14 protein-coding genes are annotated in these 14,113 nt (G+C 29.8%); 6 read left to right on the plus strand and 8 right to left on the minus strand.

Annotated elements, in window-relative coordinates; all coding sequences use genetic code 11:
• The first annotated feature begins 53 nt into the window (after positions 1 to 53).
• The 3 genes from ACNMOQ_RS00855 (at position 54) to ACNMOQ_RS00865 (ending at position 4,193) form a co-directional block, all read left to right on the plus strand.
• Positions 54 to 1,142: a cysteine desulfurase family protein gene (locus ACNMOQ_RS00855; protein ID WP_416350113.1), complete on the plus strand. Its 1,089-nt coding sequence runs from the start codon at positions 54 to 56 to the stop codon at positions 1,140 to 1,142.
• Positions 1,143 to 1,146: 4 nt separating this feature from the next.
• Positions 1,147 to 1,665 carry a transcription repressor NadR gene (locus ACNMOQ_RS00860; RefSeq protein WP_103269222.1) on the plus strand — a complete coding sequence of 173 codons (519 nt, stop codon included), beginning with the start codon at positions 1,147 to 1,149 and terminating at the stop codon, positions 1,663 to 1,665.
• A gap of 179 nt (positions 1,666 to 1,844) precedes the next feature.
• Positions 1,845 to 4,193, plus strand: a complete 2,349-nt coding sequence (locus ACNMOQ_RS00865; protein WP_416350114.1) for an immune inhibitor A domain-containing protein — start codon at positions 1,845 to 1,847, stop codon at positions 4,191 to 4,193.
• Positions 4,194 to 4,222: 29 nt separating this feature from the next.
• Here the strand turns inward: ACNMOQ_RS00865 and ACNMOQ_RS00870 are convergent, their stop codons facing one another.
• Positions 4,223 to 5,119, minus strand: coding sequence for a LysR family transcriptional regulator (locus ACNMOQ_RS00870; protein WP_416350115.1), 897 nt, complete (start codon positions 5,117 to 5,119; stop codon positions 4,223 to 4,225).
• 114 nt (positions 5,120 to 5,233) lie between these two features.
• Between ACNMOQ_RS00870 and ACNMOQ_RS00875 the strand changes: the two genes are divergently transcribed.
• Positions 5,234 to 6,385 carry an MFS transporter gene (locus ACNMOQ_RS00875; protein WP_416350116.1) on the plus strand — a complete coding sequence of 384 codons (1,152 nt, stop codon included), beginning with the start codon at positions 5,234 to 5,236 and terminating at the stop codon, positions 6,383 to 6,385.
• Between the two features lie 74 nt (positions 6,386 to 6,459).
• Positions 6,460 to 6,690, plus strand: coding sequence for a hypothetical protein (locus tag ACNMOQ_RS00880; RefSeq protein WP_416350117.1), 231 nt, complete (start codon positions 6,460 to 6,462; stop codon positions 6,688 to 6,690).
• A 218-nt stretch (positions 6,691 to 6,908) separates the two neighbouring features.
• Here the strand turns inward: ACNMOQ_RS00880 and ACNMOQ_RS00885 are convergent, their stop codons facing one another.
• From ACNMOQ_RS00885 to ACNMOQ_RS00905, 5 genes are all read right to left on the minus strand, one after another.
• Entirely contained in the window at positions 6,909 to 7,259 is a 351-nt protein-coding gene (locus ACNMOQ_RS00885; RefSeq protein ID WP_017000016.1) for a hypothetical protein, read from the minus strand.
• Positions 7,260 to 7,261: 2 nt separating this feature from the next.
• Positions 7,262 to 7,987: a hypothetical protein gene (locus ACNMOQ_RS00890; protein WP_147640677.1), complete on the minus strand. Its 726-nt coding sequence runs from the start codon at positions 7,985 to 7,987 to the stop codon at positions 7,262 to 7,264.
• A gap of 14 nt (positions 7,988 to 8,001) precedes the next feature.
• Positions 8,002 to 8,862, minus strand: coding sequence for a WYL domain-containing protein (locus ACNMOQ_RS00895; RefSeq protein WP_017000014.1), 861 nt, complete (start codon positions 8,860 to 8,862; stop codon positions 8,002 to 8,004).
• A gap of 114 nt (positions 8,863 to 8,976) precedes the next feature.
• On the minus strand, positions 8,977 to 10,050 hold the full coding sequence (locus tag ACNMOQ_RS00900) for a hypothetical protein (RefSeq protein ID WP_017000013.1): 1,074 nt from the start codon (positions 10,048 to 10,050) through the stop codon (positions 8,977 to 8,979).
• Positions 10,051 to 10,381: 331 nt separating this feature from the next.
• Entirely contained in the window at positions 10,382 to 11,299 is a 918-nt protein-coding gene (locus tag ACNMOQ_RS00905; RefSeq protein ID WP_416350118.1) for a ketopantoate reductase family protein, read from the minus strand.
• A gap of 140 nt (positions 11,300 to 11,439) precedes the next feature.
• Between ACNMOQ_RS00905 and ACNMOQ_RS00910 the strand changes: the two genes are divergently transcribed.
• Positions 11,440 to 11,961, plus strand: coding sequence for a TetR/AcrR family transcriptional regulator (locus ACNMOQ_RS00910; protein ID WP_416350119.1), 522 nt, complete (start codon positions 11,440 to 11,442; stop codon positions 11,959 to 11,961).
• Between the two features lie 531 nt (positions 11,962 to 12,492).
• Here ACNMOQ_RS00910 and ACNMOQ_RS00915 read toward each other — a convergent pair.
• Together ACNMOQ_RS00915 and ACNMOQ_RS00920 are read right to left on the minus strand one after the other, a co-directional pair.
• A complete protein-coding gene (locus ACNMOQ_RS00915; protein WP_082892532.1) occupies positions 12,493 to 13,371 on the minus strand; it encodes an IS3 family transposase in 879 nt (292 codons plus the stop codon).
• Positions 13,368 to 13,883 (minus strand): transposase, encoded by a 516-nt coding sequence (locus ACNMOQ_RS00920; protein ID WP_282861942.1) that lies wholly within the window; start codon positions 13,881 to 13,883, stop codon positions 13,368 to 13,370. Before ACNMOQ_RS00920 ends, ACNMOQ_RS00915 begins: the two co-directional genes overlap by 4 nt.
• Positions 13,884 to 14,113 lie beyond the last annotated feature (230 nt).

Consider the following 14,113-nt stretch of genomic DNA (forward strand, 5'->3'; position numbering starts at 1 on the left):
TTATATACATTATATTGACACATGTAAAGATAAATAACAAGGGGAGTTTTGAAATGATTTATTTAGATAATGCATCAACTACGATACCTGATAATGAAGTGTTAAGTGTGTATCAAGATGTTCAAAGAGAAGCGTTTTATAATGGAGAGAGTTTACATATAGGTGGACAACATACAAATCAGTTATTAGAATCATGTAAACAATATATTAAAAAATATTTTGAAACTGATAAGGAAGTTATTTTTACAAGAAGCGGTTCTCATGCAAATGAAATTGCAATACGTAGTTATTTAGAATATCAAGAAAGAGGAACAATACTTGTATCACCATACGAGCATCCTTCTATACATGCTGCATTAGAACTGTATAAGTCGAAATTCGAAATTTTAGACTTGCCTTTAGACGGTAACGGAGAAATTGATGTGGAGAAAACAACAAAACTGGTAACGGATGAAGTTGTTCTTATTATTACACAACATGTGAATTCAGAGACTGGGTATATTTTGCCGATAAATGATTTGAGTAACATTGCAATGGAAAATCATATTCCTATACATGTTGATGGCGTTCAAGCTGTTCATAAATTAGAAGATATAAACGTACAATTGTTTACTTCATATGCTTTTTCTAGTCATAAATTTCACGGAACTAAGGGCTCGGGTAGCTTGTTAATAAACCACGAATATGTAAAACCATTAAATGATTATTACTTTCATGAGATGAATACACAAAATGGCACGATAGATTCACCAAGTATTGTAGCCATGACAAAAGCATTATCGATTGATGATGATATTAATCATATGAAGAAAATGAAGCAATATTTATTGAATCAAGCTGTCGAATTAAGGTTTACACCCATAGTATACAATGAGGAAGCACCTCATATTTTAGCTTTACTTTCTCCAAAGTTTGAAGGGCAATATATTATGCAATACTTATCTAATAGAAATATATGTATATCGACAGGTACAGCTTGTGGTCACGGAGCATTGTTAAGTGACGGTTTACAAGTTAAAATAGATACAATAGCAGAAAAGACGTATGACCAATATATTCGTTTTTCAATTAGTAAATATACGACAAAAGCAGATATAGATAATTGCTTTGTACATTTAAAAACAATCTTAAGAGGAGACTAGCGACATGAATAATCCCTTTAATCGCAGGAAAGCAATTCTGCAGTTACTCGAATCAACAAATGAGCCAATTAGTGGTAAACAGTTGAGCCAACAATTTGGTGTTTCACGACAAATTATTGTGAAAGATATCTCTATTCTCAAATCTCAAGAACATATTATTAATTCTACAAGCAGAGGATATGTGATTAATAATACGCCTCAAGGTAAAGCGTATAAACGTGTTATTGTATGCCAGCATAACAATGAAAGAATGGAAGAAGAACTACAATTAATTATAGATAACGGGGCCATGATTGATGATGTAGCAATTGATCATCCTGTGTATGGGAATATAAAAGCAAACTTAATGATAGAAACACAAGACGATTTAGATAAGTTTATACATGCAATGAATAAATTTGAAGGACAAATGTTAGCTCATTTAACGGACAATGTACATTTGCATACGATTTCAGCGCATACTGAAAAGATTCTAGATAATGCTGTGAGAGATTTAAAAGCACATCAATTTATAGTGGAATAAAAATCGAATTTTAATCTATAAAAGCACCTCCATATTTTTCGTATAATAACGAATTAATATGGAGGTGTATTATTTTTATATACTAAAAATAATTATTTGAATTATTTGAATTTTTCATTACTATTTTATGGATTATTGTATATAATATGTTTATATTACACAAATAAGGGGGATTTTTAGTGAATTCATGGTTTAAAAAATTAACATGTGTTTCTTTAAGCACAATAATAGCACTTCCTTTTTTATCACAAGGCGCTTCTGCTAACCAAGTCGCACCAAATGAAGATCGTTTACTTGAAACTTTAGAACAAGAAGGTGTTATTGAATCTACGAATACGCCTGAAGAAAAAGAAGAAAGATTAAAACGATATATGGATGGTAAAGGAGAACAATATCATCAAAAATACATACCTAATAAAGGACTTTTTGATAAGCGCTATAAAAAAGGTAATAATGGTAAACGTTTAGGTCAATTGAACAAAAATGAAAAAGAAATGTATAAGAAAAAGAATAATGGTAAACGAGTAGATAAAGTTCAAGAAGAAAAATATACTGGTAAAGTTCGTAAAGATAAAGTATTAGTTATAGCAATGGAATTTCCAGATTATCCAAATAGCTCTATTACAAAAGATGAAACAGATATGTATTATGACGAATACCCTGTTTCTCATTTTCAAGATATGGTGTTTGGAGAGAAAGGATATAAAGGCCCAAATGGTAAAAACTTGATGAGCATGAAGCAATATTATCAAAATAAATCAGGTGGCAGCTATGATATAGATGGTCAAGTACACGGTTGGTATAAAGCAAAACACCCAGCTAGTTATTATGGGGGTAACGCACCAGACGAAGGTGGTAGCGATAGTAAACCGAAAGAATTAGTGCAAGAAGCATTGGAACAAGCAGCAAAAGACCCTAGTATCGATTTAAGTGATTATGACCAATGGGATCGTGATGATATAGATGGCGATGGAGTGTATGACGAAAAAGATGGAATTGTCGATCATATTATGATTGTGCACTCTGGTCCAGGTGAAGAATCAGGTGGTGGTAAACTTGGAACAGATGCAATTTGGTCACATAGATGGTCGCTTGATTTTGATGAAAAAGGTGAGCCTTATACAATACCAGGAACTAATTCAGGATTAGACCAATTTGATGGTAAATTAGCAGCTATTGATTATACGATACAACCAGAAGATGGGGCAGCCGGCGTATTTTCCCATGAATACGGACATGACTTAGGATTACCAGACGAATATGACACAGAATATACAGGTAAAGGTGAGCCGGTATCATTCTGGTCAATTATGTCTTCAGGCAGTTGGGCTGGTGCAATACCAGGAACAGAACCTACTGGGTTTGATCCATATATGAAAGAAATGTTGCAAGAACAACACGGTGGTAATTGGCAAACGGGAAGTGAAATTAATGCAAGTGAATTTAAAGGTGAAACTTCAGAGTTAATAGATGAAGCAGCAACGAAAGGTACGAATAACGACGCAATAAAAGTTAATCTTCCTGACAAATCAACTCTGCTCCAAAAACCTGTACAAGGTAAGCAAGCATATTGGAGTGGCGCGAAAGATGATACACAATATTCGATGGAAACAGATTTAGACTTAACTTCAGCTAAGACAAGCGAGTTAAACTTCAAAACTTGGTACGATATTGAACAAGGGTTTGATTATGGTTACGTACAAGTATCAACAGACAACGGTGAAAATTGGGAGAATATTAAAGGCAATATAACAAACAATGATGATCCAGAAGGAAGCGGACAAAACCAAGGTAACGGTATAGACGGTAAATCTAACGAGTATAAAGATGCTAAATTCGATTTATCTAAATACGATGGTAAAAAGATTAAACTGCGCTTCTCATACGTTACAGATAAATATGAAACATATCCAGGCTGGTTTATCGACCAAATTAAAGTAACATCAAAAGATGGAAAAGAAATATTAAATGATGATGCAGAAAGTGAATCTGATTTTGAACTACAAGGATTTACCCAAAGTGATGGAAATCGCTACGATGAAAATTATTACTTATTACAATGGAGAAACTATACTGGACCAGACAAAGGATTAAAGAACATTAAACGCGGTGGCGGAACGATGGCTTATAATGCCGGATTAACAGTTTGGTACGTAGATAAAAGCTTTTCTGATAATAATGTAAAAGACCATCCAGGACAAGGATTTATAAGTATAGTGGATGCAGATCAAAACACATTAAACTGGAAGAAAAAAGGTCTCAAAGATGACCCGGCAGCAACGCAATTCCAAATTAGAGATGCAGCATTTAGCTTAGATCACCAACCAAAATTAAAATTAAAAAATGAAGAAGGATACGAACTACACGATAATAAAACGAAGAAAAATCCATTATTCGATGATAGCCAAGACTATTCAAATAAAGGTCAAGAAGACGCAGGCGTCTTAGTGCCGAACCATGGTTTAAAATTTGAAGTAGCAGCAAAAAGTAAAGACAATTCAGTAGGGAAAGTAAAAATCACAAAATAAAGTATAGATAAAAAGAGCTTGAAATAACTTTAAAAAGTCGTTTCAAGCTCTTTTGCCTTATCAAGAAATACTTGTGCGGCTTTGGAGAAACTATGGTCTTTTCTCCATACGATGTTATGTTTTGCTATAAGTTCTGGTTCGAATGGTATGAAGCATAAGTCACTTTCTTCTGATGTATTGATGATGCTGTCTAAAGTTAATGCATATCCTACGTTTTCTTTAACCATCAGTCCGGCGTTATAAGCTAAGTTAAAAGTAGATACAATATTTAATTGGTCGAACATATCTCCAAACCATCCGGTAAATTCATTATTAACGATAGTTGGATCGATTGCTTGTCTAGAACATAATAATGGTAAGTCTATCAAATCGTCTTTAGTTACGGTTTTGTTTTTTGCTAATTGACTATTTCTTTTAGCGACTGCTCCCCATTTATCGTATGAAGGTAATGTTAATGCTTTATATTTTGTTAAATTAGCAGGTTGTATAAGGATACCGAAATCTAATAAACCTTTATCTAATCTATTTGCAATATCATCAGCATTACCACTGTATATGTGTAAATTGATATTCGGGTAGGTAGTTTGTATATTTTTAAAGATTTGAGCAATAAATTGCATACCTTTCGTCTCGCCACATCCTAAATAAATATCGCCTTCTACTTGTTTATCTATCACTTTAAATTCATCTTGCATTTTTTGTGACATAGCTAGTAATTCTTCGGCCCTCTTTTTAAAAAGTTGTCCTTCTTCTGTTAAATGTATATTGTGATTGCTTCTCTTAAATAAAGATACACCTAGTTCTTCTTCTAATTTTTTAATTTGTCGAGATAAGGTAGGTTGAGTAACATGTAATGAATTCGCGGCTCTTGTAATATTCTCTTCTTTAGCTATGGTGACAAAGTATTTTAGTATTCTTAATTCCATTTATACACCTCATTATACTTTTTAGGCATTTCTAATGATGATTTAAAAGTATTTGTTATAACTCATTTTACACACTACACTTTATATATCAAGAAATTCAGGAGTGGTGATGTATTGAAACATAATAAATTGGTTATTCCTATACTCACTATAGGTGTATTCGGTATTTTGAACACAGAGATGGGTTTTATTGGACTCATACCTATTATTGCAGATGCGTTTGATGTAAGTGTATCAACTGCAGGATGGCTTGTTTCTAGCTTTGCTATAGGTATAGCAATATCAGGTCCAGTTATGCCTTTGTTATTATCAAAAATAAACAGAAAGAAAGTTATGATTTTTGTACTTGTCATTTTTATTATTAGTAACTTTGTAACATTATTTACATCGAGCTTTACAGTATTATTGATTGCTCGAATAATTCCGGCTATATTTCATCCAGTATATATATCGTTAGCTTTTTCAGTCGCTGCTGATTCAGTAGATAAAAAAGATGCACCTAAAGCAGTGGCACGTGTATTTATAGGAGTATCAGCGGGGATGGTTGTTGGTGTTCCAATCGTGAATTTCTTAGCTACACAATTTAATTTACAAGTAGCTTTACTATTCTTTGGAGTAGTTAATATAATCGTACTTATTATGACTTTGCTCTTTGTTCCAAAAATGCCAGCGAAAACTTCAACAAGTTACGGTGGTCAACTAAGTGTATTGAAACGCCCTTTAACATGGATTTCAATTACAGTATCATTTCTATTTAATGCGGCAGTATTTGGTGTATACAGTTATTTAACAGATTATTTAAATATTGTTACACAAGCATCAAGTAGTTCAGTAACTGCAGTGCTGTTTCTGTATGGAGCATCTAATATAGTAGGTAACATTATAGCGGGTCGTCTATTAACGAGTATCCCCAAAAAAGCTATATTTTTCTTGCCAATTGGGCTAATCGTAACTTATATACTTATGTTTAGTTTAGGAAAATACTTTGCTTTAATGATTGTTATTTCAATAATATGGGGAACATTAGCAGGAATATCTGCTAACGTTACACAATATGTCATTACATCGTCGGCTCCAGATGCACCTGACTTATCAAATGGGATCTTTCTATCTTCTGTTAACTTAGGAACAACAGTAGGAACTTTCTTAGGTGGTATTTTTATAGCGTCATTAGGATCTAACTTCGTTATATTAGCTGGAATATTAATAAGTATACTTAACATCGTATTCGTAATCATTAGAAATAAAAAAATTAATTCTTTATGATTTTCATGTAGTAAATATAAAACAAATATAAGACAACCATACCAGTAAACAAAAATATTATTCCTAACACCACATTGTTTTCAATAAATAAAAAACTAATAGCTATTAGAATAGTAGAAATTAACAAACAAGTATTAAAAATTTTGATAACAGTATTAATTTTATTTGCCGGTATTTTCTCTGATTCAATACCTGAGATTATATTGAGGTTCTTTGTTATTGATATGTATATAGAAAGAATTGTTGAAACAGTAATTAACACGATAGCAATTATTAGATCAGTAAGCATTGATATACACCCTTAAATATTTATTGAGACAAAAACTAATCAATATTAGTATATTCATACTAACACTGATTAGTCTAGTGGTCGCAATTATCAAAATGCAACAAAAAAATAACCATCCAACTTTGGCGGATGGTTATTACAAAATCACACAAAGGCACCGTCTTTCGAACGTGCTTGTCAGGGTAACATGTTTGCGCATGTTACTCTTGTATCTTATTTATTCAATGTTGAGTTTTATTCCTCTTTTGTTAATTCTAACGTGTCGTCTTCATTACCGTATTGTGTTGGATTTTCTATGACTAATTTATCACCTTTAACTTTATAATTTAATTTCATCTGTTCTCCTTCTAAGCTAAAGGTCATAACTTTTTCATCAGGATTAATGTTACCATCAATTGTTCCATCACTTTCACCTATACCTAAAAACCCTTCAGATTCCATTGCATTAAGGTGTAATGAAGCATTACCTGATTCACTGTCTGCAGTAATGCTCATATCGTTATTTGAATAAGTACCATCAACTTTACTACCACATGCAGTTAATAAAAATAAGCTTGATAAACAAAGAATGAATAACTTGTTCATTATTAATACCTCCTATATTCTGGTTGTTTTCTATTATTTAATAAATCATTATTGTCACTCGCATATGCACTGGCCTTTCTACTATTATTCACAGCATCAGCACTTTGAGCAGCTGCTATTTCAGAGTTTTGTCTAGCGGCATATGCATCAATTGCAGCTTGTTCTGTATTACTAATCATAACTTGCTGATTCTGTTCCATACGTGCTCTATGTTGTTCAGTTTCATATAAATTAATTGCTTCTTTTAAGTTATCAGCTCTACCATCTCTTAAATATATAAATAAATTTACAAGTGCATTTAAGTGAGAGTATGAATTTGGAATACGCTGATATTCAGAAGATTGTAAAATAAGATTATTAATCCTTGGGATAAGTTGTTCAGAATTTTTGATTTGATTTAAACTAGGTATTACAACAGTATTTTCTAGTTCATTCATTTCATTTTTGTATTTTTTTGTGGCAAAAGGTTTTAATTTAAATTTTTTAAATAAAATAATATAAATTAAAAGAATGACGAAAAATTTCCAACCTATAAAAGTAAAAAATAATAGTGGAAGACATACCCAATTTAATATGATCATTTGCTTGCGACGATGTTTATAATTGATTGCTTCTTTTTCATTGGCTATTGTATTTCTACAAGCACGTATAGTATCTTGTTCAGCTATAACTTTTTGATGTGCATTAATTAAAAATCCTAAATCATGCAATGTTTGTTCCTTATTCAACATTTTCATCTCCTTTAACTATATAGACCTTTTATTGTTTCTAAACGATCAATAAAGCTATTGATATAAGACTTTGGTGCTAACATACGTGCTAAAGGTGCAAGTTGGTAAGCGATATAATAGGCATCTAAATCAGTGCATGATACCTCGGTAATAATTTTATTGCCTTCATTTTTTAAAATTTTTTGAATAGAATATTGTTGTTCAAATTGTTTCCAAATAGATTTGTCTATTTCAAATTTGAAAGGTTTATTATTTTTGGCTTCGTCAAATTTTGATTCTAATAATCGGATATCAAGAATATCTCGAACTTTAATAGTATAAATATTATTTTGATATTCATATGTAAACCAATAGTCATAATGCATATATATTAGTGATAAAGGCTTTATTACAATTTTTTTATCTAAAGTAATACGTACCATTAATTTTTTGGCGATACTTTTTTGCAAAGTCATAAGGTGTTCACCAGGTAAAATATCGGGACGTATATTAAAATGATTTAATACGCTTTTTAACACAAATTTATCTTCTAAACGATTTTTAGAAATTTCATCCAAGAATAAATTGTATACATTATTATGTAGAATAGGTGTTAAACTTTTAATTGTAATTAATAAACTTAATAAAGCTAAACTATTTTTCGAATAAGAGCCATTAGAAAGTTGATAACCATCTAAGTTACGACTATATACAACTTTTGTATGTTTATTATTCCAATAATCACTTTCATAAAAGAAATTATTTAAATCATTGATATCTCTTTGAATCGATTTGCTTGATACCCCAGCAATTCTACTAAACTCAAAAGTATTTACTACATCATCATTTAATAAACGAGTAAGTAGTGTTAGTACACGTGTCGCTTTATCCAACGTAAACAACTCCTAATATATAATATAAAAATTAAAGTGGACAAAATGTGTCTTTTTAATAAAAAAATATCATAAATAATAAATTGTAACAAAAATGATATTAAAAATAATCACTTAATTTATATCTTCTAAGCGTTGAGATATTATCTGATAAAAATTAGTTAATGAAATTTCTTGATAAATAAGGTTAATAACTTCTGAAACATTTTGATTTTTAGTGGTATAAGGTAATATATTATTTTGAGATAAAGCAGCATTTTGAGACTTAAATGAATACAAATATGGAGCAATCTCCTTATTAAAGTTGATGTCGAGCTTTTCGCATATTTTTTGCATAACATTTACCCAATCTTTAATAGAACGAAGAATTACTTTTGGTTTATTCTTAATGTCTTTTTCATTTAAAATACAATTAATTATCTGTTTCGCAATAAATATACTACTTGGTAATTTATCAGTTTTTACTTTCAAGTCATTTTTATTTTTACTCCGGTATGGTACAAGTTCTACATTACATATTCTCATAGTGCTTAAATGAAAATAAAATTCATTTTCAATGTCATAGTTAGAGCTTGAATAACTTTTTAATTTATTTATTTTATCGAACATATTTTTATAATAAGTATTTACTTCTCTAAAAGGCTTATTAAAAGATTTACTAAAATATAAACTATAATAATAAGCTACTTTTTTTATTTCTGTTTGCTTTTGATCTAGAATAGGCACTGATTCGTTATGTAGTTTATATAAACTTTTAAGTTCTTGAGATATAACATTATCTTTAGAAAAGATGTGGTTTTTATAATCTTCAATATTTATAAAGAATTCGTGAGCTTCTAAATTATAATCATTTTGACTTTCAGCTAACTCATTCTTGATATATTCATTTACAGATAAACATTTATTAGCTTGGCTATTCGACATATGACTCTTAGGGTTAAATAGTCCAATGATGATTTTTGCATTTTCAAGATTACCTAACACTTGATTAGGTATGCCCCAATCAGCCGCTTTGCAATTATCGGTATTGATAAAAGGTTTATCTTCGTCATGAATCCAAGAAAATTTGTTATTTAAGTTATTAATATTTTCATTTTTTAAGTTAATATACTGCTCAGATATATTATTAATATTTGTCTTATTCCAAAATTCTTCGATATTATTCCACGTATTATCAAATAATGACATTATTAGTTCTTCCTTTCATATAATTTTAGTTATAAGAAATTTAATTTAAAATTTATTTAATTAACTAATAAAAATAAACTAACATTTCAAAAAGACATATTGTGTCCTTTTGAATAATTAATGCCATTTTAGTTTGATAAATTCTGCTATTTCTATAAAATATAACCAAAATAAAAATTCGAAAAAATAAAAATACTTTTGCATATGCAAAAGTATTTTTATTTAGTGGTAAGTTCATCAATTTTATATAATTTATTATAAAAAATTACCGCTCAACAATTTTTATATTTAATTCACTTGTTTATTTAAATCATGTCTATGAACGAGAATGTTAAGTTAGTATATTTACTTCTTTAACTATCTGATCTAATTGACTAGTTGTTGATACACTATGCTTATTTAATAATTTAACATCTTCATATAGTGAATCTACTTCACTCATTGAACCTTGGACTTGATTCATAATTTTAATGTTTAAAATTATTTTCAGTAAAGGGTATGCGATAAATTTAAATTTCTTAAATAGCGTAGCTTGTGCTCTTGGGATGATTTTATAGTTACTGTGTTCTAATAATAAGTGTATTTCGTTGTATGAATTTATGATTTTCTTAATAAGTTGCTTTTGTCTTCCTTTATATTGATTTTTCAACATTATACCGGTATTCAGAGGTATAATCATTGCTGCATGTGACATAAGCCAATCCTCAAAGTTAGCTTCGTAAGTTAATTTTATAGATAAGTCTTTAAATATCTCATCGAGTATATTATGAAATGGTATTTGTCCTTCAAGATGACTTACTTTTAACTCTCCGGCATTAAATCTAAGAACAGTTGTCTTTGCTTTATCTCTATTACCGCCAGTCATTAAAAAGCCAAAAGAAATATTTTTGTCTGTATTTGATTGTTCAAGAACTGTTTTACGAAGTTTCTGTGGATTAGTGTTATTCCCGACAAAAATAATGTTTTGGGTAATGTTTTTTGCTAATACAGGTACAACGGAATAGAAGTCCGAGTATTTCATTGTCACAAATATAATGTCATATTGGTCAGTCTCAGATAATTCACTTATATAGTTAAAATGGTCGATTGAATTTTTCTTTTGTAGAAAGTGCTTTAATCTGACACCTCTTTCTTGTAGGTTTTCGTAAGTCTTACCTCTTGCAAGTATAGTAATATTATTGTCACGTTTGTTTAGTGCATGTGCCAAAAATTGTCCTTGAACACCAGCACCATATATGAGTATATTCATTTTTGTTCTCCTCTCAGTTAATAAACATTTGTTCATTAACTTGAAGTTATCATTGTAAAAGAGTAAACTCAATAAACAAAAAGTAGATAATGATGTTTAATGCACACATATTAAAAATTGTTGAGAAAAAAGGAGTTATTATGGATAAGAGGAAAGAAAAATCACAACAACTTATTATTGAAAGTTTTATAAAATTAATGCAAGAAAAGGATATTGCTAAAATATCTATGAAAGATATAGCAGAAGAATCTAATATTAATAGAGGTACTATTTATTTAAATTTTATCGATAAATATGACATCCTTGACCACGCAATAGATTTTATAATGGCAGAGGGAATTGAAAAATGTGCTAATTTCATGTCCGAGAGAGATGATGCACAGGAAAGCCTCCGTGAAATATTTAAAGTTATAGATAAACAATACGAAATACTTATGAAATTGGTACAAAAATCAGATTTAAACGTACTGAAACAGACACTAACAGATAAATTTAAGTCGAATATTAAACAAGAAAATAATGAAATAACAATACAATTCCTAGCATCGGCGATTGTAGGCGTAATTGTTTGGTGGATAGAAAAATCTAGACCATGTTCTATAGATGAATTAAGTAATAAATTATGGTATTTATTAGAACCACATATTGAAGAAATTCGATAAGAGGCGTTTACTTGGATTAATGAGATAGAAAATCCAATAAAGGTGTATGTATTTGGATTAATGAGTTAGAAAATCCAATAAGAGGGCGTTTATTTGGATTAATGAAATAGAAAATCCAATAAGAGGGTGTTTAGTTGGATTAATGAGATAGAAAATCCAATAAGAAGGTGTTTAGTTGGATTAATGAGTTAGAAAATCCAATAAGAAGGTGTCTACTTGGATTAATGAGTTAGAAAATCCAATAAGAAGGTGTCTACTTGGATTAACGAGTTAGAAAATCCAATAAGAAGGTATGTATTTGGATTAATGAGATAGAAAATCCAATAAGAGGGTGTTTAGTTGGATTAATGAGATAGAAAATCCAATAAGAGGGTGTTTAGTTGGATTAATGAGATAGAAAATCCAATAAAGGTATGGTTAGTTGGATTAATGAGGAAGAAAATCCAATAAGAAGATGTTTACTTGGATTAACGAGTTAGAAAATCCAATAAGAAGGTATGTAGTGTAGTGAACCCTAAAAGTTGGACTTTTTTATAATATATTTACTTTGAAATTTTCCCTGTATTCTACAGGTGACATTCCATTTAATTTCGTCTTGATACGATCATGATTGTAATACTTAATATATTGAATTATATCTTTTTTTAAAACATCGTAACTATCATATTTCATACCGTAAAACATTTCTTGTTTGAGTAATCCAAAGAAATTTTCCATTGGCGCATTGTCTAAACAGTTTCCCTTACGGGACATACTTTGGAATATATTATTTTCCTTTAAAGTAGAAACCCAGGAATTATGTTGATAATGCCACCCTTGGTCTGTATGAATAGTAGTTCGATAGCTCAAATTTTTTAGTTTATCAATGCAAGTAATTAACGATTCCATGGCGAAAGACAATTGAGGCGATTTACTTATCGAAAATGAAATAACTTCACCAGAATATATATCAAGAATAGTTGAAAGATAGAGCTTTACATTTGAGCCTTTTATATTGAATTGTGTAACATCTGACACTAATTTTTGTAATGGGCGATCGGTTTTAAATCTACGATTTAACATATTCTTAGCTACTTTTCCAATTTGTCCTTTATATGTTTTTAAAGAGCGTGAGCGACGTGTAAATTTTGTACATAATAAATTATTCTCTCTCATAATTCTAAGTACTTTTTTATGATTAATAATGAAACCTAATTTTTTTAGTGTTAGCGTAACGCGTCTATATCCATATCTCATCTTATTATCATGTACAATTTTTTTAATTAAATTAACTAATTTATTATAAACACCATTTTTAGACTCTAACTTCTTTATCCAATAATGATAGACGCTACGGGCAATTTGAGCCACATCTAATATATCTTTCAGTTTATAATTTGTTTGTGACCTTAATTCATTAATAGCTATCACTTTTTGTTTTTTTGATCCTCTTGAATTAAGGTGTTTAACTTTTTTTCGTACGCCATAAGTATTTCGTATCGCTTATTTTGTTCACGTAAATATTCTAATTCGGCTCTCTCACTATCGTTGAGCTTCTTATTTTCATTTTTTCTATTCATTGGCAGTCTCTCACTTTCACGCATGTTATTTATGCCAAGAATACCACACTTATCAAATTTAGACTGCCACTGACTTATTAAATAATAATTAATTATTTTAAAATGAATCGCTGTTTCTCTATAAGATAATTGATATTTCTTTCTATATCGTAAGATATGAAGTTTTTCTTCGTCAGTATAATACCTAGAAATTTTATTAGGAGATAACCCTGCTTCTCCAAAATATTCAAATTGATAATTCCAGCAAAATAATAATGATCGCCCAATGCCAAATTCACGAGCTATACTAGTAGCACTATTAGTGCCTTCTCTATATCTTTTAACTAGTTTTAATTTAAATTTTAAGCTATATTTTTTATTCATAAAATGAACACCCCTAAAAGTTTATTTTTGGTTCAACTTTTAGGGTGCACTTCATAGTTGGATTAATGTGAAAGAAAATCCAATAAGAGGGTGTCTACTTGGATTAATGAGGAAGAAAATCCAATAAGAGAGTGTCTACTTGGATTAATAAGATAGAAAATCCAATAAGAGATCCTCTACGTGTATTCACATAATATTTAATCCAACAACAGTAACAACTCTTACTTTTT

Origin of the sequence: Mammaliicoccus lentus (assembly GCF_947036595.1) — a bacterium.
Lineage (GTDB): Bacteria > Bacillota > Bacilli > Staphylococcales > Staphylococcaceae > Mammaliicoccus > Mammaliicoccus lentus.

Coding starts and splice junctions, on each gene's coding strand:
- ACNMOQ_RS00855 (WP_416350113.1), top strand. CDS start 54: ATGATTTATTTAGATAATGCATCAACTACGATACCTGATAATGAAGTG.
- ACNMOQ_RS00860 (WP_103269222.1), top strand. CDS start 1,147: ATGAATAATCCCTTTAATCGCAGGAAAGCAATTCTGCAGTTACTCGAA.
- ACNMOQ_RS00870 (WP_416350115.1), bottom strand. CDS start 5,119: ATGGAATTAAGAATACTAAAATACTTTGTCACCATAGCTAAAGAAGAG.
- ACNMOQ_RS00885 (WP_017000016.1), bottom strand. CDS start 7,259: ATGAACAAGTTATTCATTCTTTGTTTATCAAGCTTATTTTTATTAACT.
- ACNMOQ_RS00900 (WP_017000013.1), bottom strand. CDS start 10,050: ATGTCATTATTTGATAATACGTGGAATAATATCGAAGAATTTTGGAAT.
- ACNMOQ_RS00905 (WP_416350118.1), bottom strand. CDS start 11,299: ATGAATATACTCATATATGGTGCTGGTGTTCAAGGACAATTTTTGGCA.
- ACNMOQ_RS00910 (WP_416350119.1), top strand. CDS start 11,440: ATGGATAAGAGGAAAGAAAAATCACAACAACTTATTATTGAAAGTTTT.
- ACNMOQ_RS00920 (WP_282861942.1), bottom strand. CDS start 13,883: ATGAATAAAAAATATAGCTTAAAATTTAAATTAAAACTAGTTAAAAGA.